General features: G+C 41.4%; 19 protein-coding genes and 1 rRNA gene. 8 read left to right on the forward strand and 12 right to left on the reverse strand.

Annotated features, from left to right (window positions below; all coding sequences use genetic code 11):
• A 16S ribosomal RNA gene (locus tag L2747_RS16505) occupies positions 1-101 on the reverse strand; the annotation flags it as partial.
• Between the two features lie 776 nt (positions 102-877).
• Complete coding sequence (gmhB, locus tag L2747_RS16510; protein WP_249000106.1) at positions 878-1,432, reverse strand: D-glycero-beta-D-manno-heptose 1,7-bisphosphate 7-phosphatase; 555 nt, start codon at positions 1,430-1,432, stop codon at positions 878-880.
• 162 nt (positions 1,433-1,594) lie between these two features.
• On the opposite strand from gmhB, the gene L2747_RS16515 reads away from it, so the two are divergent.
• Positions 1,595-2,899 carry an aminopeptidase P N-terminal domain-containing protein gene (locus L2747_RS16515; RefSeq protein WP_249000107.1) on the forward strand — a complete coding sequence of 435 codons (1,305 nt, stop codon included), beginning with the start codon at positions 1,595-1,597 and terminating at the stop codon, positions 2,897-2,899.
• Positions 2,900-3,155: 256 nt separating this feature from the next.
• On the opposite strand, the gene L2747_RS16520 is transcribed toward L2747_RS16515, so the two are convergent.
• The 3 genes from L2747_RS16520 to L2747_RS16530 all read right to left on the reverse strand — a co-directional run bounded on the left by L2747_RS16520 (position 3,156) and on the right by L2747_RS16530 (position 6,212).
• On the reverse strand, positions 3,156-3,698 hold the full coding sequence (locus tag L2747_RS16520; RefSeq protein WP_249000108.1) for a DUF3016 domain-containing protein: 543 nt from the start codon (positions 3,696-3,698) through the stop codon (positions 3,156-3,158).
• Positions 3,699-3,769: 71 nt separating this feature from the next.
• On the reverse strand, positions 3,770-5,101 hold the full coding sequence (locus L2747_RS16525; RefSeq protein WP_249000109.1) for an NAD(P)/FAD-dependent oxidoreductase: 1,332 nt from the start codon (positions 5,099-5,101) through the stop codon (positions 3,770-3,772).
• 70 nt (positions 5,102-5,171) lie between these two features.
• Positions 5,172-6,212, reverse strand: a complete 1,041-nt coding sequence (locus tag L2747_RS16530; RefSeq protein WP_249000110.1) for a proline racemase family protein — start codon at positions 6,210-6,212, stop codon at positions 5,172-5,174.
• Positions 6,213-6,389: 177 nt separating this feature from the next.
• Between L2747_RS16530 and dapA the strand changes: the two genes are divergently transcribed.
• From dapA to L2747_RS16555, 5 genes are all read left to right on the forward strand, one after another.
• Entirely contained in the window at positions 6,390-7,304 is a 915-nt protein-coding gene (gene dapA, locus L2747_RS16535; RefSeq protein ID WP_249000111.1) for a 4-hydroxy-tetrahydrodipicolinate synthase, read from the forward strand.
• 88 nt (positions 7,305-7,392) lie between these two features.
• Positions 7,393-8,394, forward strand: coding sequence for a 4-hydroxyproline epimerase (locus tag L2747_RS16540; RefSeq protein ID WP_249000112.1), 1,002 nt, complete (start codon positions 7,393-7,395; stop codon positions 8,392-8,394).
• 41 nt (positions 8,395-8,435) lie between these two features.
• Positions 8,436-10,001, forward strand: a complete 1,566-nt coding sequence (locus L2747_RS16545) for an aldehyde dehydrogenase (NADP(+)) (protein WP_249000113.1) — start codon at positions 8,436-8,438, stop codon at positions 9,999-10,001.
• A gap of 316 nt (positions 10,002-10,317) precedes the next feature.
• Positions 10,318-10,989, forward strand: a complete 672-nt coding sequence (locus L2747_RS16550; RefSeq protein ID WP_249000114.1) for a GntR family transcriptional regulator — start codon at positions 10,318-10,320, stop codon at positions 10,987-10,989.
• A 105-nt stretch (positions 10,990-11,094) separates the two neighbouring features.
• Entirely contained in the window at positions 11,095-12,159 is a 1,065-nt protein-coding gene (locus tag L2747_RS16555) for a ketoacyl-ACP synthase III (RefSeq protein WP_249000115.1), read from the forward strand.
• 60 nt (positions 12,160-12,219) lie between these two features.
• Here the strand turns inward: L2747_RS16555 and L2747_RS16560 are convergent, their stop codons facing one another.
• Positions 12,220-12,807: a lecithin retinol acyltransferase family protein gene (locus L2747_RS16560; RefSeq protein WP_249000116.1), complete on the reverse strand. Its 588-nt coding sequence runs from the start codon at positions 12,805-12,807 to the stop codon at positions 12,220-12,222.
• Positions 12,808-13,082: 275 nt separating this feature from the next.
• On the opposite strand from L2747_RS16560, the gene L2747_RS16565 reads away from it, so the two are divergent.
• Positions 13,083-13,616 (forward strand): heme NO-binding domain-containing protein, encoded by a 534-nt coding sequence (locus L2747_RS16565; protein WP_249000117.1) that lies wholly within the window; start codon positions 13,083-13,085, stop codon positions 13,614-13,616.
• A gap of 22 nt (positions 13,617-13,638) precedes the next feature.
• Positions 13,639-15,408 carry a hybrid sensor histidine kinase/response regulator gene (locus tag L2747_RS16570; protein ID WP_249000118.1) on the forward strand — a complete coding sequence of 590 codons (1,770 nt, stop codon included), beginning with the start codon at positions 13,639-13,641 and terminating at the stop codon, positions 15,406-15,408.
• A gap of 29 nt (positions 15,409-15,437) precedes the next feature.
• Here L2747_RS16570 and L2747_RS16575 read toward each other — a convergent pair whose 3' ends face one another.
• The 6 genes from L2747_RS16575 to L2747_RS16600 form a co-directional block, all read right to left on the reverse strand.
• Complete coding sequence (locus L2747_RS16575; protein WP_249000119.1) at positions 15,438-16,115, reverse strand: exonuclease domain-containing protein; 678 nt, start codon at positions 16,113-16,115, stop codon at positions 15,438-15,440.
• Positions 16,116-16,165: 50 nt separating this feature from the next.
• Positions 16,166-18,013 carry a DUF294 nucleotidyltransferase-like domain-containing protein gene (locus tag L2747_RS16580; RefSeq protein ID WP_249000120.1) on the reverse strand — a complete coding sequence of 616 codons (1,848 nt, stop codon included), beginning with the start codon at positions 18,011-18,013 and terminating at the stop codon, positions 16,166-16,168.
• 159 nt (positions 18,014-18,172) lie between these two features.
• Entirely contained in the window at positions 18,173-19,891 is a 1,719-nt protein-coding gene (locus tag L2747_RS16585; RefSeq protein ID WP_249000121.1) for a sodium:solute symporter family protein, read from the reverse strand.
• Between the two features lie 29 nt (positions 19,892-19,920).
• Positions 19,921-20,187 (reverse strand): DUF4212 domain-containing protein, encoded by a 267-nt coding sequence (locus L2747_RS16590; RefSeq protein WP_248469162.1) that lies wholly within the window; start codon positions 20,185-20,187, stop codon positions 19,921-19,923.
• A 468-nt stretch (positions 20,188-20,655) separates the two neighbouring features.
• Positions 20,656-21,282 (reverse strand): thiol:disulfide interchange protein DsbA/DsbL, encoded by a 627-nt coding sequence (locus tag L2747_RS16595; protein WP_371987245.1) that lies wholly within the window; start codon positions 21,280-21,282, stop codon positions 20,656-20,658.
• A gap of 106 nt (positions 21,283-21,388) precedes the next feature.
• Entirely contained in the window at positions 21,389-22,234 is an 846-nt protein-coding gene (locus tag L2747_RS16600) for an SDR family oxidoreductase (RefSeq protein WP_249000122.1), read from the reverse strand.
• Positions 22,235-22,296 lie beyond the last annotated feature (62 nt).

Here is a 22,296-nt window from a genome sequence, read left to right on the forward strand (position 1 = left end):
TCGTCACCTCAGGAGCAAGCTCCCTTGTGTTACCGCTCGACTTGCATGTGTTAGGCCTGCCGCCAGCGTTCAATCTGAGCCATGATCAAACTCTTCAATTAAAGTTTTTTTGCTTCATCCACCTTACAAGTAAGGCTAAATCAGCGGCTCAACGAATTCTGTGATTTGTTTCCACTTTAAAAAGTGAAATCAAACTTTTTTCATATTGCTATGAACACTCATTCATTAAGTAATTTTTTGATTGCCTCGTGAGAGACAATTTCGAATAACTTAATCTCTGTGAGTGTCCACACAGATTTGCTTGTCATATTGTTAAAGAGCGTGCCACTTCTATCAAGGCCCAATCCGTTAGGAGAAGCCTTTCAAAATGGCGCCTTAGACGCTTAGGTCGTTTGGCTGAGGAGGCGTATTCTACACTTCCCAGTGTCGGCGTCAAGCGCTTATTTTAAGAAGTTTTTCAAGCGATGATTCTTTGTTCAAGTCACATCTAATTGAGCTTCTAAAGCGATTGTCACCCGAGGTCAATTTCCGTAGAAGTTAATCTCTAACTCTTTGTTAAAAGAGGTACTGATTACGCTGCAAGTCCCGTTCTATCTAAGCTTTCGTTTAGCTAGTTGGCCTGCTGTGCCGTGTCAGTGGATGCGCATTATAGGGCGTTCTCGGATGAGCGCAAGGGCCATTTTCAATAAAATTAGCTTTTTCGAATCAAACGAATAGTTATTGCACAACATGTGCTTTTTAACAGCGAAACGGTCTTTTTAACGTAGGAGTCGCTGGTTATACAAGTCCCCCCTGTCAATAAGAGCTACATATAGCAAAACAAAAATGCCTCATAACTGAGTTATGAGGCATTACGTTTTACAGCTTAACTTGCACACTAGCCCTGATTAGCTAAATAGCCAGGCACATCGGCAATTGAATCTAAAACAACTGTGGCAGCAGCGATAGCATCATCAGTCACCGTTTTGCCGGTTCTAACTAAAATACGAGTTGGCACACCAGCAGCTTCAGCCGCTAACATATCATCGCGTTTATCACCCACCATGACAGATTGAGATAAGTCTATTTTCAAAAATTGCGCTGCTGAATTGAGCATACCGGGCTTTGGCTTACGGCAATCGCAATCAATTTTGTATTCACCAATGCCTTTTTCAGCATGATGCGGACAATAATAGATCCCATCAAGCTCTACACCTTTGTCAACAAAGTTCCAATCCATCCACTCTGTCAGTGAATGAAATTGATCTTCGCTATACATTCCTCGAGCAATACCAGACTGGTTAGTCACGACAGCAAGCATATAGCCCATCTCTTTTAGAGATGAACACGCATCAAACACACCATCTATATATTCAAAATCATCAACCTGATGTACATAGCCGTGGTCTTGATTAATAACGCCATCTCTGTCTAAAAATACCGCTCGATTCACAATACATTCTCTCTAATATGCAATAGCTATTATTATTTCACTCCTTGCAACAAAATGCACCGTGAACTTGCTATAAAACGGTGAATATCGTGTAATGAATAAAATATACAACTTCCACAATCTGAGTTGTAGCTGATTCAATTAATCGCTAGGGATAATAAGATGTCTAATATCTATCATCAAAGACGCTCTGAACTGCTTGAGCAGTTACCAAATGACAGTTTAGCCATCGTTGCAGGCTATCAGCAGAAAGTACGTAGCAAAAACATCAAATACCATTTTAGACAAGATAATGACTTTCTCTACTTAACAGGGTTCGACGAGCCCGATGCTATCGCAATATTGGTTAAGGGCGATGTAAACCAATACCTTTTATTTTGTCGACCTAAAGATCCCGCGCAGGAAGTAAGTTTTGGCGCCCGAGCAGGTGTTGAAGGGGCTGTAGCCATTCATGGTGCCGATAAAGCCTTTACCGTTGCCGAGTTCGAACAGACCTTACTGCTACTTCTACAACAAGTAAATACACTATATATAGGTGATGAACTTGGAAGGTTTTCATCACAACTCATTAGCTGGGTAAACCAGCAAAGACATCATTGTTCGTTTGATACGCCTAAGCGCTTCACTTCAATAAAGCCTTTAGCTGAAGTGTTACACAGTAAGCGTGTAGTAAAGTCTAGGGACGAACTCGCTAAAATCCGTTCAGCGGTTTATGCATCTACAGCTGGACATAAGGCAGTTATGCAAGCTTGTAAACCCGGAATTAATGAACGAGAACTCTCATCACTATTTGATTTCACTATCGCCAAACATGGCTGTAACGATGTCGCCTACCCTAGTATTGTCGCCGGTGGTAATAATGCCTGTTGTTTGCACTATGAGGAAAACTGCTGTGAATTAGTTAATGGTCAGATGCTACTCATCGATGCTGGCGGTGAATTTGAGTATTATGCGGCAGACATTACTCGCAGTTACCCGGTAAATGGCCGTTTCTCTCCGGAGCAAAAAGTCATTTATAAATTAGTGCTTAAAGCACTCGATCAAGCTATCGAAAAAGTTTGCCCAGGCGCAGCTTGGAACTCACTCTATGAGACCTGTATGCAAGTTATGGCAGAAGGGCTTAAAGAGCTCGGTCTCTTATCCGGTTCGATAGACGAAATCATGGAAAATGAGTCTTATAAACGCTTTACCGTCCATAAAACCGGTCATTGGTTAGGAATGGATGTCCATGATGTCGGCCCTTATCACAACAATAAAGGTCAATTTCGGACATTAGAACCAAACATGGTATTTACTATTGAGCCAGGGATCTATATTCCACTTGATGCGACAGATGTTCCCGAGGCTTATCGTGGCATGGGGATCCGCATTGAGGACGATATTTTAGTCACACACAATGGATATGAAAACCTATCAGTTGATGTACCAAGAAGCATAGAAGAGATCGAAGCGTTTATGGCAAACTAGGATTAATTTAACAAAGTCAGGGATGATAAGTATGAACACGCTACAAAAGCTAATTATTGGCGAGAGCACGATATTAATCGCCTTTCTGCTCTTTATAGGCTCATATTGGCATAGTGCTTTGCACTTTATCGTAACTATTGCCTTATATAAGGCACTCAGATTACAAAATTCAGTGTAATCGCTTTTAAATGTTCACCAAAACTAACTCGATATATAAAGGGGCGTAAATTACGCCCCTTTTGCCATGCAGAGACAGTCAATTAGCTAATATAGGCTCTATGTTTTTTTTAAACCAATCTGTCAGTAAGTCAGCCTCGTAAGGAAAAGGGTCATTACCAACCTGCTGAATTCCCATTAAGTAACCCATATCTTTAAGCTTTTCACTACCAGAGCTAATCACATTACCATTGTCAGTCAATGTGTACTCAAAAGCGATCTTAGGCGGATATAAGTCACTAACGATTCGAACTTCATCTGCAGTTCCACCAAATGTAGGTTGTAAATCCCCCGCTAAATCAACATTAGTAACGATTAGCTCAAGTTTTTGTTGTGCCGATAAATGCTTATTAGCTAATTTAGCCAGCTCTTTGGTCAACTGGATAAATAAGTATTCTTCAAATTTAGACTGCACACCAATTGTCGCTTCAACATCACTAAAGTCAGCCGGGTTTTGCCACATAATCGAAACCCTGCCATCCTCCGTCAGCAAATTTTCAGAGGTAGATTGCTCATTATTTTGAGCACAGCCACTTATAAATAGTGGTGTAGCGATTGTCATAAATAAAAGAAAATTTTTCATAATGGCTCCGTTATATTTCACTCTTTATATTTATAACGCAGATCTCTAATTTTGCTAACCTTCATTTATGACTAATTAAACCTGTCAATGCGATAAGGTCCTAAATCTATGGTTGTTTGTTCCCCTAACACCTCTTGACGTAAAAGTTTTGCCGTAATAGCAGACCAAGTTAAGCCAAGATGTTGGTGCCCAAATGAGAAAAATACATTAGCTTGTTTTTGACTGCGACCAAGTATAGGTAGGCTATCTGGTAATGATGGTCGAAACCCCATCCATCGAATACCGTCACTGGCGGATGCAATTGCAAACAAATCGGGCAGCAATGCTTTAGCATGAGGAAATAAACAATCTGCTCTGGCATCAACCAAAGGAGCTTGTAAACCTCCAAACTCTACAGTTCCAGCTAATCGCGTTCCATCGCTCATTGGAGTAACAATAAACTTGCGATTATAGGAAGCAACAGGTCTAGATAAACAACTTTTTTGTGGCATCATCAAGTGGTAGCCTCGCTCTGTTTCCAGTGGTATCGAATAACCTAGTTGTTTAGCAATAGGTTTTGACCACGCCCCCGCTGCAATAACCAACCTATCAGTGTTTTTGCTAATACCAGACTTCATTTGCAACTGTATATTTGAACTTTTTTCGCTCGTATAAACTTCAATAACCTCCTCAATAATTAAGTTTCCGCCTAACGCTTTAAATTTTGCCTCAAATGCTTGGCATAAACGATATGGATCGCTTGTATGGCCAACTTGAGTAAAATATAAGCCATTAGTGATATGTTGACTTAATGAGGGCTCTAACGCCCTCACTTGTTCGCCACTAAATAGCTGAACCTCTATATCAGCGTCCGCATATGCTTGGTACTCTTTTTCAACCTCTTCTATTGGCGTCCCCTCAAATACTAACAGGCTACCATTCATCACTAATAAATCTTCGCAACCACAAAAGCTTGCTAAAGATTTCATAGCTGCAATAGCATCTTGATTGAGTACTTTAATAGCACGACTATTTTTAGATCTGCGTGAAGGCAGCATATTTTGCAAAAAACGCATAAACCAAGGTAATGCTTTTAAAAAATACTGCGGCTGTATCCGAAAAGGCCCTAAGGGATCCATTAACATTCCAGGTAGCTTTGGCAGCATTGTCGCGTCGGCTAACGGAAAAACTTGTTCGGTAGCAAAATGCCCTGCATTGCCTTTAGACGCGCCTGTACCCGCGCCTTCTTTATCAATCACTGTGACATTAAAACCTTCGCGTTGCAGCTCAATTGCCGCAGCTAATCCAACTATACCAGCACCTACAATAGTTAGATTACCTAAGTGCTGTTGGCGATTACTTTGATGACACTCTCTTTCACCATTCGTCAAAGTTTGAGTCGCCTTATCACTACGACTAATCATATCCTTGTCTCCAATTCAGATGCTTTCTCTATGGTGTTTTTTATAACATTACATAATAAAGTTCACGGGTTTAGCGCAACATAAAACCTTGCTGAAATACATCATCTGGATCGAGTAAAAACAGATGTTTGCCTGTAATATAAGAGCGACCGGAAACTTCAGGGATCACCGCAGCCTTACCATAGAAGTCAGTCTCAGTTCTCGCAGTAACAATCATGCGTCCATCGACAATGCTCTCAATCATCAAAGGAGTATTTAACGCTACCTCCCCCCTTGCATGTAATAAAGCGATCCGCGCAGAAACGCCTGTACCAGTGGGCGAACGGTCAACTTCACCATCGGCGAAAATACATACATGGCGAGAATGAGCTTCAGGATTGGTGACTTTTTTAGAGGTAAAAATAACGCCATATAAGAAGCTCAAATCGTCTTCTAAAGGATGCTTTAAAGTATGAGTTTTGATGATGCTTTGCTTTATTCGACGACCTAAATCAATTAACTGCGCCACATTGTCCTGTCCGCAATTAATTTTATAATAATCTGCATCAACATAAGCATAATAAGCGCCGCCAAAGCCTATGTCATAGTTAACCTCACGAAAACCTTCGACGTTAACGCTGCAATTTAACCCATCTGCCCAAGAATCGACATTTTCAAAACTAGCATGGATTTTACCTAAAGCATCACGATGCGCTTTAGCAGTTATAAGCCCTGCTGGAGAATCAATTTTTATCACTCGTGGCGTATCATGCAACTCGATAGTGGCAGTTTCACACATGACTTTTACCAGAGCCAATATGCCATGACCACACATGCTGCTATAACCTTCATTATGTAAAAACAGCACGCCGAAATCCGCTGACTCACTAACAGGCTCAGTTATGAGTGCCCCATACATATCAGCATGCCCTCTAGGCTCATGCATTAATAGCTTACGATAAACGTCCAAATTCTCTAGCACGTACTGACGCTTTTCTAAAATAGTGGCCCCTTTTATCTCTGGATAACCAGAGACAATAATTCTCAACGGCTCGCCTTCTGTGTGCGCATCTATAGTCATGAACTCTTTAAAATGAGCAGCCAATTCATGACTAATTGTGATCGAATGCATATTTTTATTGCTCCAATTTAATTATTTGGATATTGTATACAATAATTCCTGTGGTTTTAGTAGCATTATTTCAAATACATTCCGTAAACAAATAGGTTTCAATTTGAAAACATGCGTATACAATATACGAATCCACATATAACTCCAAACGCTACATAGCAGTAATAGAGGCTTAATATGAACGTAAATTGGCAAGGTGTTTTTCCAGCGATCTCTACACAGTTTAACCAAGATGGTTCTATCAACTACGAGTCAAATGCCCGTATGTTGGAAGATCTGATCAGAGACGGTATCGACGGGATTATTGCGTTAGGCACTATCGGCGAGAATGCCTCACTTAGCCCAGAAGAAAAACGTGAGTTTATCAAGCACACTGTCGACACTGTTAAAGGACGGATCTTGGTTCTTTCTGGCTGTACAGAAAACACAGCAGAAGCAGCTTCTCTTTACGCTCAAGATATTGAAGAGCTGGGCGTTGATGGTCTAATGCTTCTTCCAGCGATGGTTTACCGTGGTACAGATCGTGAGGTTGTCACTCATTATCAAACTGTCGCACGCTCAACGAAACTGCCTATTATGATCTACAACAATCCTGTTAGTTATGGCGTCGATATCAATCTCGAAATGACAGCGATTCTTGCAGAAGAAGACAATATTGTAGCTATCAAAGAATCGACAACTGATACCCGTCGACTAACAGAATTACAAAGCCGATTTGGCGAACGCTTTAACATTCTTTGTGGTGTTGACGATATTGCTCTAGAAAGCTTATTACTCGGTGCCACCGGTTGGATCTCAGGCCTAACAAACGTGTTCCCCCGTGAATCTGTAACACTTTACAAGCTTGCCCGTGCTGGTCGTATTGAAGAAGCTCGCGAGATCTATCGCTGGTTTATGCCTTTATTACGCCTAGACACGATTCCAACATTAGTTCAATGCATCAAATTTGCAGAGCAAATCGTTGGCCGTGGTAGCGAAAATGTACGCTTACCGCGTTTACCTCTTATCGACGAAGAGCGTGTATACGTTGAACAAGTTATTGCTCAGGCACTAGCAACACGTATTAATCTCGATAAATACAACATCGACTAAAAAGACCCAAAACCTCCAAGTCAGCCGTTTAATACTAATTAAGCGGCTGAGTGTGCTAACTAAAACAATAAACCATGGAGTGGATTACATGCTGAAAGGCACTTTTTTTTGTGTTGACGCCCATACCTGTGGCAATCCTGTAAGACTCGTGACAAGTGGCCACCCTAACCTACGTGGCAAAACGATGAGCGAAAAACGCCAGCACTTTCTGCAAGAATTTGATTGGGTACGTAAAGCATTAATGTTTGAGCCTCGCGGCCACGATATGATGTCAGGCGCATTCCTCTACCCTCCTTGCTCAAATAACGCAGACGCATCAATTTTATTTATCGAAACCAGTGGCTGTTTGCCGATGTGCGGTCACGGCACAATAGGCACGATTACCGCAGCAATTGAGTCAGGCTTACTCATTGCTAAAGCGCCAGGTAAGCTGATAATTGATGTCCCTGCGGGGCAGATCAATATCGACTATCAGCAAACAGGTGGAAAAGTGGACTGGGTTAAAATTTATAATGTTGCGGCCTATTTAGCCCATCAAGACCAAATTTTAGATATCCCAGGTTTAGGTGTACTCAAAGTCGATGTGTCCTATGGTGGCAATTATTATGTCATTGTTGATCCACAAGAGAACTTTCCCGGGCTACGACACTGGAGCGCTGGTGACATATTAAAGTGGAGCCCAATAGTTAGAAAGGTTGCCCAAGAGCAACTCACTTGCATTCATCCGGATGATCCAACCGTAAATGGCGTTAGCCATGTACTTTGGACCGGCGACACCATTAATGACGAGTCCAATGGCGCCAATGCTGTATTTTATGGTGACAAAGCCATTGACCGTTCGCCATGCGGAACTGGTACCAGTGCTCGAATGGCACAGTTATTTACCAAGGGATTGTTGCACGTCGGCGATGAATATACCCATGAAAGTATTATTGGCAGTCAGTTTATTGGCCGAGTTGAAGCAGTAACGACAGTAGGTCCCCACCAAGCAATTATGCCAAGCATAAAGGGCTGGGCAAGGATCATAGGTAAAAATGCCATTACTGTTGATGATTCAGATCCTTATGCATACGGATTCCAAGTTGTTTAACCGGATAATTTCTTAATGAGTGTTAACACTCAGGAGCAAACATGACAGATTTAAACAAAGTAACTATCACTGGCCAACACTTTATAAATGGTACATGGACTAGTGAAGCAACAGATTTTAATAGCATCAACCCCGTTACCAATGAGGCGCTTCCATACCGCTTTGCAAACGCGAGCCAGTCGATTGTTGAGTCTGCCGTTGTATCAGCTAAGCAAGCATTTATAAAATATCGTGGTATAACAGCCGAAAGCCGTGCTGCATTTCTAGAGGCTATTGCCGATGAGATCCAAGCTGACATAGAAGCCATTACACAAACAGCCCATTTAGAAACGGGGTTACCGATGGCTAGATTACAAGGTGAAACCGGTCGTACATGTGGTCAATTAAGACTATTTGCTGGCAACCTAAGAAACCCTATAGATAGTCGTTATGTGGATTTAGCCAATGCAGAAAGACAGCCACTGCCTAAGCCTGATACCAGACTGACCACTTTGCCGCTTGGTCCTGTAGCCGTCTTTGGTGCATCGAACTTTCCATTGGCATTTTCAACCGCTGGCGGCGATACAGCATCAGCTCTTGCTGCAGGCTGTACTATTGTGGTTAAAGGCCATCCTGCACATGCCGCAACCAGTGAATTAGTTAGCGGAGCCATTGAACGCGCAGCATTAAAGTGTGATATGCCTGCTGGAGTATTTAACTTAATACAAGGTTCCTCACCAGAAGTTTCGACCCAACTAGTGACTTCTACAGTGATTAAAGCTGTTGGTTTTACCGGCTCACTTAAAGTCGGTCGGATTTTATCCGACCTTTGTGCTGCGCGCCCTGAACCCATTCCATTTTATGGTGAGCTGGGCTCAACAAACCCGCAGTTTATATTAAGTCATATTCTCGAAGAACAAGCCGAAAGCTTAGCTTCAACCCAAGTTCAATCAATGTTGATGGGCCATGGTCAGTTTTGTACTAGCCCTGGCGTAATTGTCGCAATAAAAGGAAACGCTTTAAACCGTTACAAGGCTACTCTTGCAGAAGATATTGCCCCACAAAGCGCTGCGAGTATGCTAAGCGCTGGCATAGCTAGCACTTATCAATCACAAATTGAATTGCTATTGAACAATTCACAGGTTGAGCTCATTGCCCAGGGTGAGTCATCTCCAGCCAATCATTTTACACGTCCAACAGCACTTAAAGTAACCGCGACCGACTTTATAAATTCAACGGAAATTCAGCAGGAAGTTTTTGGCCCATGTGCAGTATTGGTTGAGTGTGATGATGAGGCCCAAATGCAATTAATTGCCGAGCAACTTGAAGGCCAGTTAACAGCATCAATACACGGTTTAGACTGTGAGTTAATCGCGAATCAAGACTTAATAGAAGCTATTGCTTTTAATGTGGGCCGTTTAATATTCAATCAGATGCCAACAGGTGTCGAAGTTTGTCATTCAATGAATCACGGCGGACCATACCCAGCTAGCACAGACAGTCGCACTACATCTGTTGGTTCTGCAGCAATGGCAAGGTTTGAGCGCCCGATCTGCTATCAAAATATGCCAAAGACATTATTACCACAACGTGTCATTGAAGGAGAAACAGGCGTAAAAAGCTTTTAAACGCTGATGCTCAAACTTATAACTAAGTTCAGCGTGTTCAGTTTATAGGGATGAATGTTTTAGACGACTATATAATTGCGCGGAATGAGCATAAGCCCGCGCAAGAGTTTTTGAACGAGCAAGCCAATAATGGACTTTTAATATAAAGCATCATTAAAAGGTAAAACCGCATGCTTAGTGCCTTATATTATTAAGAGTTGCAATGAAAAATGGCAAAAATATGAAAGGGAAAGCCTCGGTTACCCTTTCATTATTTTGACATAAGCGGTACCCTAGGACGGATCAACTTGTATAAATAACAAAAAAATCGGGCACTATGAGCAAAACAACACCTATCGTCCATAAGACTCGCACACAAATTGTGGTTGAAGTGCTTAGGGAAAAAATCCTTTCCGGTGAAATCGCAGCGGGTAAACCTCTACGTCAAAGCGCCTTAGCTGATGAGTTGAATGTTAGCCGAATTCCAGTAAGAGAAGCCTTACTCCAATTAGAGGCCGAAGGTTTAGTTAAGTTTGAAGCCCACAAAGGCGCAACAGCAACACTTTTGTCTGTTGAACATGTTACCGAGCTTTTTGATTTACGAGCTTTGATTGAAGGTGATTTACTCGCCAAGTCTATTCCGAACCTAACAGAAGAAGATCTCAACAAAGCTGAGAGTATCCTTCATGAAATGGATGCGGCTTTCCAAGATGAAGAACAAGTTGAAAACTGGAGTGGTTTAAACGCACAGTTTCACACTTGCCTTTATAGCCCAGCAAATCGCCCTCATACCCTTGAAGTTGTTCAAGGTTTAAATACTAGCTGCGATCGCTATATTCGTTTACAACTGTTTTTAGCAAGCGGTGTGCCTAAAGCACAACAAGACCACCGTGAACTACTTGAACACTGTAAAAACAAAGAAGTGGATAAAGCCGTTGCTCTTTTACGCGCACATATTTTACATGCAGCAGAAGCTATCCGCATATTAGTGAGCCAACAAGACGACTAGCTCACTGTTTGATTAGCATGTTCCTTGCTAAGCTAAGCTTAGCTTATACAGATCCCATAAGGCAGAGCTCAGGTTCTGCCTTTTAAATTTATAGAGAATACCTAGATGCAGTACGCCACTATTACTGGTTGGGGAAAGTGTGTTCCGCCTGCCACATTAACAAACCACGATCTTTCAACATTTATCGAAACCTCTGATGAGTGGATCAAACCACGCACTGGGATCAGCCAACGCCATATCAGCCATGTAGATACTTCAGAGCTAGCTTCTGTTGCAGCTAAAAGAGCACTAGCGGCGGCTGGTATTGACGGAAGCGAGCTAGATATGATTATTCTTGCTACTGCTACTCCTGATACCTTGATTCCAAACATCGCGTCAACAGTACAAGCTAACGTAGGTGCAACATGCGCCGCCTTTGACATTAATGCTGCCTGTAGTGGTTTCTTGTATGGTTTAGGTTTAGGTAGCTCACAGATAAAAAGTGGTCAGTGTAAGAAAGTATTAGTGATCGGTGCCGAACGCCTTTCATTCTTCTTAGACTGGTCTCGTCGTGATACTGCCGTACTTTTTGGTGATGGTGCTGGTGCTGTTGTGCTTGAAGCAACAGACGAAGCAATTGGTGTATTAGGCTATGAGCTTAATAATGATCCAGATGGTCGCGATATCTTAAAAGCCGGCTTTGGTACTGCAATGGACCGCTTCGAAGCATCGTCTTTAGATTTTTATATTGAGTTTAACGGTCAAGAGATCTTTAAACGTGCCATTGCGGGTATGGGTAAATTAAGCACTAAAGTTATCGAAAAGTGCGGTATCGATAAAGAAGAAATCGACTGGGTTATTCCGCATCAGGCTAACGAACGTATTATTGATACGCTAATTAGTCGCATGAAGATCCCGAAAGAAAAAGCAGTGGTTAACATTGCTAACTACGGTAACACATCAGCTGCGACCATCCCTATTGCTATTTGTGATGCGCTTGAACAAGGAAAAATCCAGCCAAATCAAACAATTTTATCTTGTGCGTTTGGTGCAGGCCTCACATCTGCAGCTGCGTTAATTAAATGGGGCGATCGAGTCACACCAATTAACAGTAGCAATGCAGAGTTACCACCTTGTGATAAAACAGGTATTGAGCTAGTTGCCAAAGCTGTAAAACACTTTTGTGGCTAGAAATTAAAAGCTAACCATACCAAAAAAACACCGATTAATATCGGTGTTTTTTTATACTTTTCACTTAACGCATAAATCAATTTCATCCCAATAAATCGCCTCAGAAAAATAACCACCTATTTTATTGTTCAGCTTACTAAAGCTAGAAACTACGCTGTCTTCTCCACTTAAACAGTGCCATACAAAACGATGGCAATTATTATCAAATAAATCGTAATCACGATAACTGAATATGGCGTGTTTCGCGTTGTTAAGAGTCTGCGTGGCGATTAATGCTTGATGTTGATGATTACACGCTTGGTAGATCCTGCTGCCACTGCGGCCAGCAAGAAAACGCTCGACAGATACAGCTCTAACTAAGCCGCTACCGTGCAGTTCCACCAGCGTGTTATCACCAATCCAAATTCCGGTATGTTCAATCACGCCAAATACAAAACAGCAAACAATAGAGCCAGGTACCGGCTGCACTCTTTTATCACCAGTTTTCCATAAACTAGGTGATAACTCTGCAGACTGACCATCAACATGACTCTTGGCCGCTTTGCCCTGCAAACGCTTTCGTGCGACCTCTTTTTGCTTCTCTTTTTCTTCTGCAACAATTGCGACACCAATCGCTGCGGCGCCTAACCATATTAGTGGCAATGCCATATCCGCTTCCTTACTTTGTCGTCGTAAAATCAAAGGTGAACAGTGGAATTAAGCAAGCATAGTTGCTTTGTTTAAATAACTTATAGAAGATGTCATAGCTGTTGAATAGCAAAAATGTAACCAAAATTAATATCTATCGTTAGCGCTAAAATGCGTCATCACTTTATGAAGCGTAAGATCATTAGCGATAAATACCGATAATATTTGGCTAACACATTGAATAATTTCTTTTAATACACTACTTTAAATAATGAGCAGTTGATAAGGAGCGCGATATGAAAGGGATTATTTTTGCTGAGTTTTTAGATCTTGTTGAAGATACATTCGGGCTAGAAACTTGCCAAAAAATGCTTGATGAAAATCAAAATGATGGCGTATACACCAGTGTTGGCACCTATGACCACAAAGATCTGGTAAAACTGATTGTCACCTTAAGTAAACTCACAGGTGTTTCACCTGAAGACTTACAACAGGTTTATGGCAAATCTATTTTTAAAACTCTCTATAAAAGTATGCCAGGGCTTGAGGGGAAAGCTGATTCAACCTTCGCTTTTATCAACAGCGTCGAAGAATATATTCATATTGAAGTCAAAAAGCTGTATCCAAATGCTAACCCACCAACCTTTAAATTTATTAGTGCCACAGAAACTCAGTTGGTAATGGATTATGTGTCTGCCCGCTGTATGTCTCATGTCTGTTTGGGTCTAATTCAAGGTTGCGCCGACCATTTCAATGAAACCATAAACATTGAAATGGCACCGATTACAGCAGATCATTCAGAAGTTCGTTTTACCATAACAACCGTTTAGTTTTAAAGATTGAGCACTATTTATGCCAAATGAAGACATCAATCAATTAACTGAAAAGGTTTGCTTACTCACGAGAAAAATTGAGCGTGAAAAGGCTGCCAAAAAAGCAGCTGAAAAACTGTTAGAAGAGAAAAGTCGCGAACTGTATACCGCTAAACAACTTGTCGAAAACTCTCTAGTTCATATCAAAGAAAAATCCGAGCAGGACATTGCACTACTACAGTTTAAAACCTATTTAGAATCTATCCTGCTTGACTTCAATCAAGTGTTTTTGCAAAAACCGATCACTAATATCTTATTACAACGCCTATTAGATGATCTCATTGGCGTTGATGAGATAAAGGCAAGTAAAATAAGATTTAAGTCATTGGAAGATACAGGTAAGTTCAAATCATTTTATGCAGGGGACAAATCACTAGTCAAAGGCGACAGCTCTATTTCATCTCCGCTATTTTGGAGTAATAACCATCGTCAGATAAAAATTATCATTAATTCTGAAGATGTGATCCTAGGTAGTCTAACGTTAGTCATTGATTCACCAACCTCTTGGCAACATACTATTGAAAAGCAACTTCTCTTGTTTTGCGACATGATTAGCGCAGCCCATCGACGCCAAGAGTTACTTACCCGTACTATTGAAGAAAAGCAACGTGCAGAGAACTCAGAGCAATCAACTCGAGATTTCGTCGCCATGATTAATCATGAGCTTAGAACACCGTTAAATGGTCTATTGGGATCTGCTGAGCTCATGAGCGACACAAAATTATCTCCCCACCAGCAACAGTTATTGAGCACAATGCATCAATCGGGTGAGTTACTACGCGTCATCATTAATGATTTACTTGATTTAAGTAAGATGAGTGCCGGTATGCTACAAATTGTAGAGATTGATTTCTCGCCTCGAAAGCTCTGCAATATGATCTATGATATTTTCAAATTACGTACCGAAGAGTTTGGCCTCGAGTTTATTTTTAACTATCAAGAAAGTATTCCTAAAAGGCTATTGGGGGATCCTGATCGTATTAAACAGTTACTGGTAAACCTAATTGGCAACTCAATTAAATTTACTGAGGCTGGCAAGATCAGCGTAAATATCGAGTGGAAAAATAACCAATTTTGTTTTTCAGTGGCCGACACTGGCTGTGGTATTCCCAAAGATAAACTCGATACCTTATTTGACCCTTTTACGCAGGTTAATAACTCCAGTAACCGCGCTTTCGAAGGAACAGGCTTAGGCTTAGCCATCTGCAAACATTTAGTTGACGAAATGCACGGTGAAATGAGTTTAGTCTCTGAGCTGGGTCATGGGACGCAGTTTGATATAAGCCTACCCCTCAAACAAATTAGCACTCCGAGTGTACAAATTGACGCTGCAGAAACATGCTTCCCAATCGAGAAACTTTCTTTACTTGTTGTTGAAGATAGCGCAGTAAATCAAGTGTTAATCGAGATGATCCTTGCTAAGTTTAAGATTAAGCCTACGATTGCTAGCAACGGACTTGAAGCGATTCAATTTTTAGCTGAACACCAAGTCGATATCGTTTTTATGGATTGCCGTATGCCTGTAATAGACGGTTTCGAGGCCACCCGAAAGCTTCGAGAAAGTGGCTATCACAAACCAATTATTGCTTTAACGGCCAGCACGACCTCAACCGAGACTGAACAGTGTTTTGAGTGTGGGATGGATGAGATAGTTAATAAGCCCTATCAAAAAGATGATATTAGAAATGCATTGATCAAATGGGGCAAAATATTGGAACAACGCCAATCTTCAGCCGAACTCAATAAATAACACTGTTGAATAACCGTATTCAGCCAAAACTAACCTAATAGATCTGCTAAGTTCAACTTCTCATTACCTGCAATGCTTGCCATTTGCGCAAGCAACAATTCACCACAAGCTAAAGCATCAACGGATGCATTATGCCCAGCATAAACTGGTAAGTTATAACGCTGCCTACACGCATCTAAGCGCAATGTGCCTTCTTTAATTACATCATGTTTACGTAACAAGCGTTTTCTTTCAATTGCCATTGTATCAATGGCTACAAATGCGAGACTTTGATGATAACTACGGATCATTTCAACTTTTAAAAAACAAAGATCTAACGGTGCATGATGGGCCACTAGAACATGTCCCTTTGTTTGTGTTAAAAACCAGTCCATTGCTTGTTTCGCGCTTACCGCTTTAGCTAACTGCTGATCAACAATTCCATGAATGGTCGCACTATTGCCAACACTTCCAACAATTTTAACTAGCAAATGTTTTGCTTTCGCAACCTCTAGTACCCCAGCCGTTATTGGAATTAGCCCTATACTCAAAATTTGATCAAACTGACTATCTAGGCCAGTCATCTCTAAATCAAAAGCCATTAACGGAATATCAGCCACAGGTTTAGCTATAAGCGGGATTAAGGCCTGATAATATTCAGCTATCTCTTCTTGCTTACATAAAGCCGCTTTTATTTGCAGCCGAGTCTTTAAATAAAAATGTCTCAATCTACAACTCTCATGGTTTAACTAAATGGGCTAACATTTAGCTGCCAACATTAATAACTACGCATCATCTTTAGTTTTAACCCAACTTGCCCGTCATGTACGACTTTAAATGCATCACGTAACTGGTGGCGGATCAAAGAAGACACATTATGGGGTAATAGATAATTAGTAATCGGTAACGAATGCGTATGTTGATACTCTTGATTAGACAACCTCATATGCGCAATAAACTCATGAGCATCGGCAAGATTTAGTGCATCTTTGCGATTAATAATATTTTGCTCCATTAAGGCTCTTATCCGCTTAGCGGTATTAACCTCTTTAATGCCAGCGGATAACGCATAAACCCGAGCGATATCATTAATTAGTGCACTTCCTTTATGCTTAAGATCTATCCCTTTCACTTCGGAGCCATCACGCTCAAGAACAAACTTTCTAAAAAATCCCAGTGGCGGCGCACTCGTAAGTGAGTTTCCAGTTAAGCCTGCAAGAAATATGTCATTGCCTTTGGTACTGCTCAGTACCGTATCTTGGAGCCCATCAAACAAGCTTTGTGGACCATAAATAGAACGCATATCAAAAAAGATACTGGCATGCATTAACGCTTTAGGTTCTGGCGTATTGACCCACTTGTCAAATACTAGCTTCCATTGCTCCAATGACATCCGCCATTTAGGATTCTGCGCCATAATATCACCTGGACAGTATATGTAACCGCATTCGTCTAATCCTTTACACACCGCTTTTGATAATGCTTCAAAATACCCTTTTGCGCTGTCATCCGGCTCATGAGCAAGCAGTAAGCCGTTATCTTGATCTGAGCAGGCAGCTTGATCTTGTCGGCCCTGAGAGCCAAAAGCTAACCAGCAAAATGCCATTGGTGCCTTACCCAATACTTGCTGATTTAATACAATTAGTCGCCGAGTGAGTGCATCGGTAACTGAAGTTAACACTCTGCCAATCTCTTCTGCTCTAGCATCCGCACTGATTAAGTTTTGCAATAGTAATGGGATCTGTTTACTCACTTGAATGAGACTAGGTAAGTCGTTTTGTCGTTCAATTTCACCTATCAACAAAAGAGGTTGCGAGCTTTGCCCTCGCAAAATATCTGTACTGGTGACAACCCCTGTGGCCACGCCGTTATCTACAACGGGCAAGTGATGAACATTGTGTTCACTCATCATTAACATAGCTTCAAAAACTAACGCATTAGGCTCAATAGATACTGGTGTTGTCGTCATAGCTTGATGTACCGGTAAGCTACCATCGAGGTTTTCAGCTAGCACTCGATTACGCAGATCTCTATCGGTTAATATTCCCACCAGCTTATTGTTATCAATCACCAACACTGAGGACACTCTAGCGCTACGCATCAATTTACTAGCATCAGCGACTGATGCTTTCATATCAATACTCAAAGGTGACTTCGACATCAAACTAGTAATCCGGCTTGTCGTTGTAAGATCTTTCGCCTTGAATCGACCTTGATTACGCAGGCGTTTGGCAAAAGCACGATTGAAAAACCGATCAAACTCACGGCTTTGCTGCCGGAAGAAATCAAATATTTCTGGCGGTAAATGATATACCAAGCCATCTTCTAAAATAGCGACTCGATTACTGGCCTCCTCACCCGATAGCAATGACGGAAAGCCAAAGTAATCCCCCTCACCTAATCTATCGAGCAGCTCACCATTTTTGTCACGTACTTCAAAAGCACCACTACGGACAATATACAACTGTGGATTATCGGGATCTAATGGCACGTGACTAGAGGCTTTACTGTAATAACCTATGGTTAATGCCTGACAGCAGCGGGTTAATGCGGCTTCATCTAAAGAGTCAAACGGCACTCTGTCTTGCAAAAAATGCGTGATGGGCTGAAGTTCACTCGCATCCATTATATTATCACTCCGACAAACCAATCCTTTTGCTACTATATAATGCTTTGTCGCTAAGGCTCCATTCGACCAAAGGCCAGCACTAACCATATACTTTTACAGCCACAAAAAAGAGCGCCGAAGCGCTCTTTTAAATCACACCCACTTTTCTATAACATTTTAGTGATCATGTGCTGCACCAGAACCTTTCGGGAAGCGGATAGACTCAACCATTTCAACAACATCTTGCGGCACTGCTTTGGTTACTCGACTAACGCCAAATGCAACTGCGAAGTTAATCATCATTCCGAATAAACCAATACCTTCGGGAGAGACCCCAAATAACCAGTTATCAGCTACGTTTGCCGTTGGGTTAACAAATTTGAAGTATACAATGTAAGAGGCTGTAAATAGCAGACCTATTACCATGCCAGAAATTGCGCCTTCTTTATTCATTGTTTTAGAGAAGATCCCCATAATAATTGCAGGGAATAGCGAAGATGCCGCCAAACCAAATGCAATCGCAACGACCGCGGCCACAAACCCAGGAGGATTAATACCAAAGTAACCCGCCATCACAATGCCTGCCGCAGCGGCAATACGTGCAAACATCAGCTCCTTCTTATCAGAAATATCAGGCATAAAGTTTTTCTTCAATAAGTCATGAGACACCGAGGTAGAAATGACTAATAACAAACCAGCTGAAGTAGACAGTGCCGCAGCGAGACCGCCTGCTGCAACTAGAGCAATTACCCATGCTGGTAAATTAGCAATCTCTGGTGTTGCTAGAACAATAATGTCTCGGTCAATCTTCATCTCGCTTTCAGGACCATTAGCGTAATAAATCTTGCCGTCTTGGTTCTTATCATCCCACTTAATTAGGCCTGTTTTCTCCCAGTTCTTAATCCACTCTGGAGCCGTTTCATAAGCGACACCTTTCGATTCTGGGCCATTGATTGTTTCAATCATATTGACTCGAGAGAAGGCTGCCAATGCAGGAATAGTTGTAAACATGATAGCGATAAACACCAATGTCCAACCTGCTGACACTCGTGCATCTTTTACTTTAGGAACAGTGAAGAAACGCACGATAACATGTGGTAAACCAGCGGTACCAAACATCAATGCACCGGTAATAAAGAACATATCAATCGTACTTTTAGAGCCTTCGGTATACTGAGCAAAGCCAAGTTCTTTTGACAAGCCATCGAGTTTATCTAACAAGAACTCGCCCGTTCCGTTACCCGCAGCATCAACGAGTTCAGCACCAAAACCGATTTGTGGCAAAATATGGCCCGTCATCATCACTGAGATAAAAATAGCTGGAACCATGAAAGCAAAAATAAGTACACAGTATTGCGCAACTTGCGTATAGGTAATGCCTTTCATGCCTCCTAGAACAGCATAGAAGAACACGACGCCCATACCAATGTAAACACCCGTTTCCACTTCAACTTCAAGGAAACGAGAGAACACCACACCAACACCACGCATTTGACCCGCAATATAGGTAAAGCAGATAAAAATGGCGCAGAAAACAGCAACTGTACGTGCAGCCTGAGAGTAGTAACGGTCACCGATAAAATCTGGTACTGTAAACTTACCAAACTTACGTAGGTAAGGTGCCATACAAAGAGCCAAAAGTACGTAACCGCCAGTCCATCCCATAAGGTAGACCGAACCATCGTAACCGACGAATGAGACGATACCTGCAAGTGAAATAAATGACGCCGCAGACATCCAGTCAGCGGCAGTTGCCATACCATTCATTACTGGGTGTACACCGCCACCAGCAACATAAAATTCTTTAGTCGAACCGGCTCTAGACCAGATCGCAATACCAATATAAAGGGCAAAAGTTAACCCAACAATGAGGTAAGTTAGTGTTTGTACATCCATCTCATGATTCCTTATTTATTCAGGTTAACTTAGTCTTCATGTACGCCATATTTTTTGTCTAATGCATTTGCTTTAGCAACATAGACAAAAATCAATGCGACAAACACATAAATTGAACCCTGCTGAGCCATCCAAAATCCGAGTTTGAATCCCATAAAATGGATTTCATTGAGTACATCAACTAATAAAATACTGCAGCCAAAAGATACCGCTGCCCATACCGCTAATAATTTAAGTACTAGGCGTAGATTCTCACGCCAATATCCCTCTGCTTGTTCATTGCTTTCAAAACTCATAGTGACTCCCATGTGCTGATTTTTATATTAAGTCATGGCTTAATCTAACAAGCACAGAGGTAACAACAATCGCGACCTTAGTCTAACGCCAACGGCAACTTAATGAGCCAAGAGAACTAAAGGCAATAATAACAATAAGTTAAAGGTTTACGCTGGCGTCAATATTCGAATGATTCAAACAAAACCTTAGACCAAGGTAGTAATCAAACCCTCACACAAATAACGAGTTCGGTGGTTTATTAGCCCTTGCCTATTAGCATATGAATAGAAATAAAGATGACAACGAGCTCGAAAAACAGCGAGTAGATAAAAATCTCAGAACACAAAATCCGCCAGAAACAAGCAGAGAATTAAACGACGTTCACCCACAAATAATCTACAGAGTAAATCAATAGACCTTAGCCAGTGGCAGTAAGCGAGACACAAAAAAGCCCACTTAGCGTGGGCTTTATTTACTTAAACACTAGGTTAGTTTTCTAAGGTGTTTAAGTATTTAACCAGTTTAACCAAATCTTCAGGTGTTTTACCTGGGTTTTTAATTAAGTATTGCCCATTTACCACAATAGACGGTACACCACGGATTTCAGCTAACTGCGCTTGAGTGTCGTAATTCATGATGGCTAGCTTTGCATCAGTCGAGTTCATTGCAGCTTCTACATCTTTGGCATTTAGCCCTTGGCCGACAAAAAATGCTTTTAGCTGGTCTGGTCGAGTAAAAGCGCCCTCTTTCTCATGAATACGCGTGAATATGTTGCCGTGAACCTGCTTAGTAACACTAAATTTTTGTGCTAAGTAATAAGCTTCTTGACTTAAAATCCAACTAGTACGACCTGCACCAACAGGGGTTCTAACAAACTGAACATCATCACCTAGCAAGTGTGCCGTTTGCTCAAAGAAAGGATCTTGGCGATAACAATGACCGCAGTTATAAGAAAAAAACTCACGGACAACAGGTTTTGTACTTTCCGGGATCCCGCCAATTTTGACGTAATCAACGCCCTCTTGATAATCCGCCGCTTGTGCACTTTGTAGTGGCAACCACAACATTGCAAAAACAATAAAAATGCGGCTGACTAAATGGATAAGTTTGTTCATATTCGTCCCTATTTATATGTTTAGCTTTTATTTAACGATAACAATTATGCTTGCCAATAAGATTAAGTATTAGCCGCTGAGCTTGAATCAATAAATGTGCGTAGAATTAACATGCAGCCAGCATAGCGACTGGATCATCAAATTGAAACTCAAAATTAAGTTCATTCATTAATCTATCGCTATTAATCAATTTTCCAACTGCCGAGCCAGAACAGTCTGTTATCTCTTGCTCTAGATTGAACTGCGGTGGAACGAGACCTAAATCTAACGCTGCTGCGTAATAAAAATCCCGCCTTTTAGGGTGTATTGGCGCACACACATTATAAATAGCGCTCGGTGTTTTCTTAAAGATGAGACTTGTTACCGCAGCAATGCAGTCATTTAAGTGTACAAGATTGACCGCACTATTGGCGCCGCTTAGCCCTGTTTTACCGGCCAAAAAGCGTCCTGGATGCCTCTTAGGACCTACTAGGCCAGCAAAACGTACAATACAGCTGTTTGGTTTACTGGCAAACATCTGCTCCGCTTGTAATAACTTTTCACTGATCAGCGAATGCGATTTAGCATCTTGCTCGGTTAACTCTGCATCTATTGCTGGATACACACCGGTTGTACTCACAAATATCAATTTCTTATAGGTATGACAGGCAATAAGCTCTAGTAGCTTACTTAATCGTTGTAAGTACGCTTGCGGCTCTTTTCTCAGTCCTGGTGGAATATTAACTACGAGACAGTCAACATCAAGTATCTTTGTTAACGATTCTCTATCATCTACTAGATGTTGCTCATTATCTAAATCGAGTTTAAAACCTATGATGTTGTTTTCGGAGAGTAAAGCGGCATCACCGACTAAGCGTTTACTTCCAAAAACAGCTATATTTTGCTCTGCAAGTGATTGAGCTAACGGTAAACCAAACCAACCACACCCGACAATGGCCACAGATTCAATCATAAGTATTTCTCTTTAAGTCCGTAAATTGAGGAAGAGAACGCAATGACCAGCCAAATAGTATT

It is taken from the genome of Shewanella marinintestina (genome assembly GCF_023283845.1).
Lineage (GTDB): Bacteria > Pseudomonadota > Gammaproteobacteria > Enterobacterales > Shewanellaceae > Shewanella > Shewanella marinintestina.

Coding starts and splice junctions, on each gene's coding strand:
- L2747_RS16515 (WP_249000107.1), top strand. CDS start 1,595: ATGTCTAATATCTATCATCAAAGACGCTCTGAACTGCTTGAGCAGTTA.
- L2747_RS16520 (WP_249000108.1), bottom strand. CDS start 3,698: ATGAAAAATTTTCTTTTATTTATGACAATCGCTACACCACTATTTATA.
- L2747_RS16525 (WP_249000109.1), bottom strand. CDS start 5,101: ATGATTAGTCGTAGTGATAAGGCGACTCAAACTTTGACGAATGGTGAA.
- L2747_RS16530 (WP_249000110.1), bottom strand. CDS start 6,212: ATGCATTCGATCACAATTAGTCATGAATTGGCTGCTCATTTTAAAGAG.
- dapA (WP_249000111.1), top strand. CDS start 6,390: ATGAACGTAAATTGGCAAGGTGTTTTTCCAGCGATCTCTACACAGTTT.
- L2747_RS16540 (WP_249000112.1), top strand. CDS start 7,393: ATGCTGAAAGGCACTTTTTTTTGTGTTGACGCCCATACCTGTGGCAAT.
- L2747_RS16545 (WP_249000113.1), top strand. CDS start 8,436: ATGACAGATTTAAACAAAGTAACTATCACTGGCCAACACTTTATAAAT.
- L2747_RS16550 (WP_249000114.1), top strand. CDS start 10,318: ATGAGCAAAACAACACCTATCGTCCATAAGACTCGCACACAAATTGTG.
- L2747_RS16555 (WP_249000115.1), top strand. CDS start 11,095: ATGCAGTACGCCACTATTACTGGTTGGGGAAAGTGTGTTCCGCCTGCC.
- L2747_RS16560 (WP_249000116.1), bottom strand. CDS start 12,807: ATGGCATTGCCACTAATATGGTTAGGCGCCGCAGCGATTGGTGTCGCA.
- L2747_RS16565 (WP_249000117.1), top strand. CDS start 13,083: ATGAAAGGGATTATTTTTGCTGAGTTTTTAGATCTTGTTGAAGATACA.
- L2747_RS16570 (WP_249000118.1), top strand. CDS start 13,639: ATGCCAAATGAAGACATCAATCAATTAACTGAAAAGGTTTGCTTACTC.
- L2747_RS16580 (WP_249000120.1), bottom strand. CDS start 18,013: ATGGATGCGAGTGAACTTCAGCCCATCACGCATTTTTTGCAAGACAGA.
- L2747_RS16585 (WP_249000121.1), bottom strand. CDS start 19,891: ATGGATGTACAAACACTAACTTACCTCATTGTTGGGTTAACTTTTGCC.
- L2747_RS16590 (WP_248469162.1), bottom strand. CDS start 20,187: ATGAGTTTTGAAAGCAATGAACAAGCAGAGGGATATTGGCGTGAGAAT.
- L2747_RS16595 (WP_371987245.1), bottom strand. CDS start 21,282: ATGAACAAACTTATCCATTTAGTCAGCCGCATTTTTATTGTTTTTGCA.
- L2747_RS16600 (WP_249000122.1), bottom strand. CDS start 22,234: ATGATTGAATCTGTGGCCATTGTCGGGTGTGGTTGGTTTGGTTTACCG.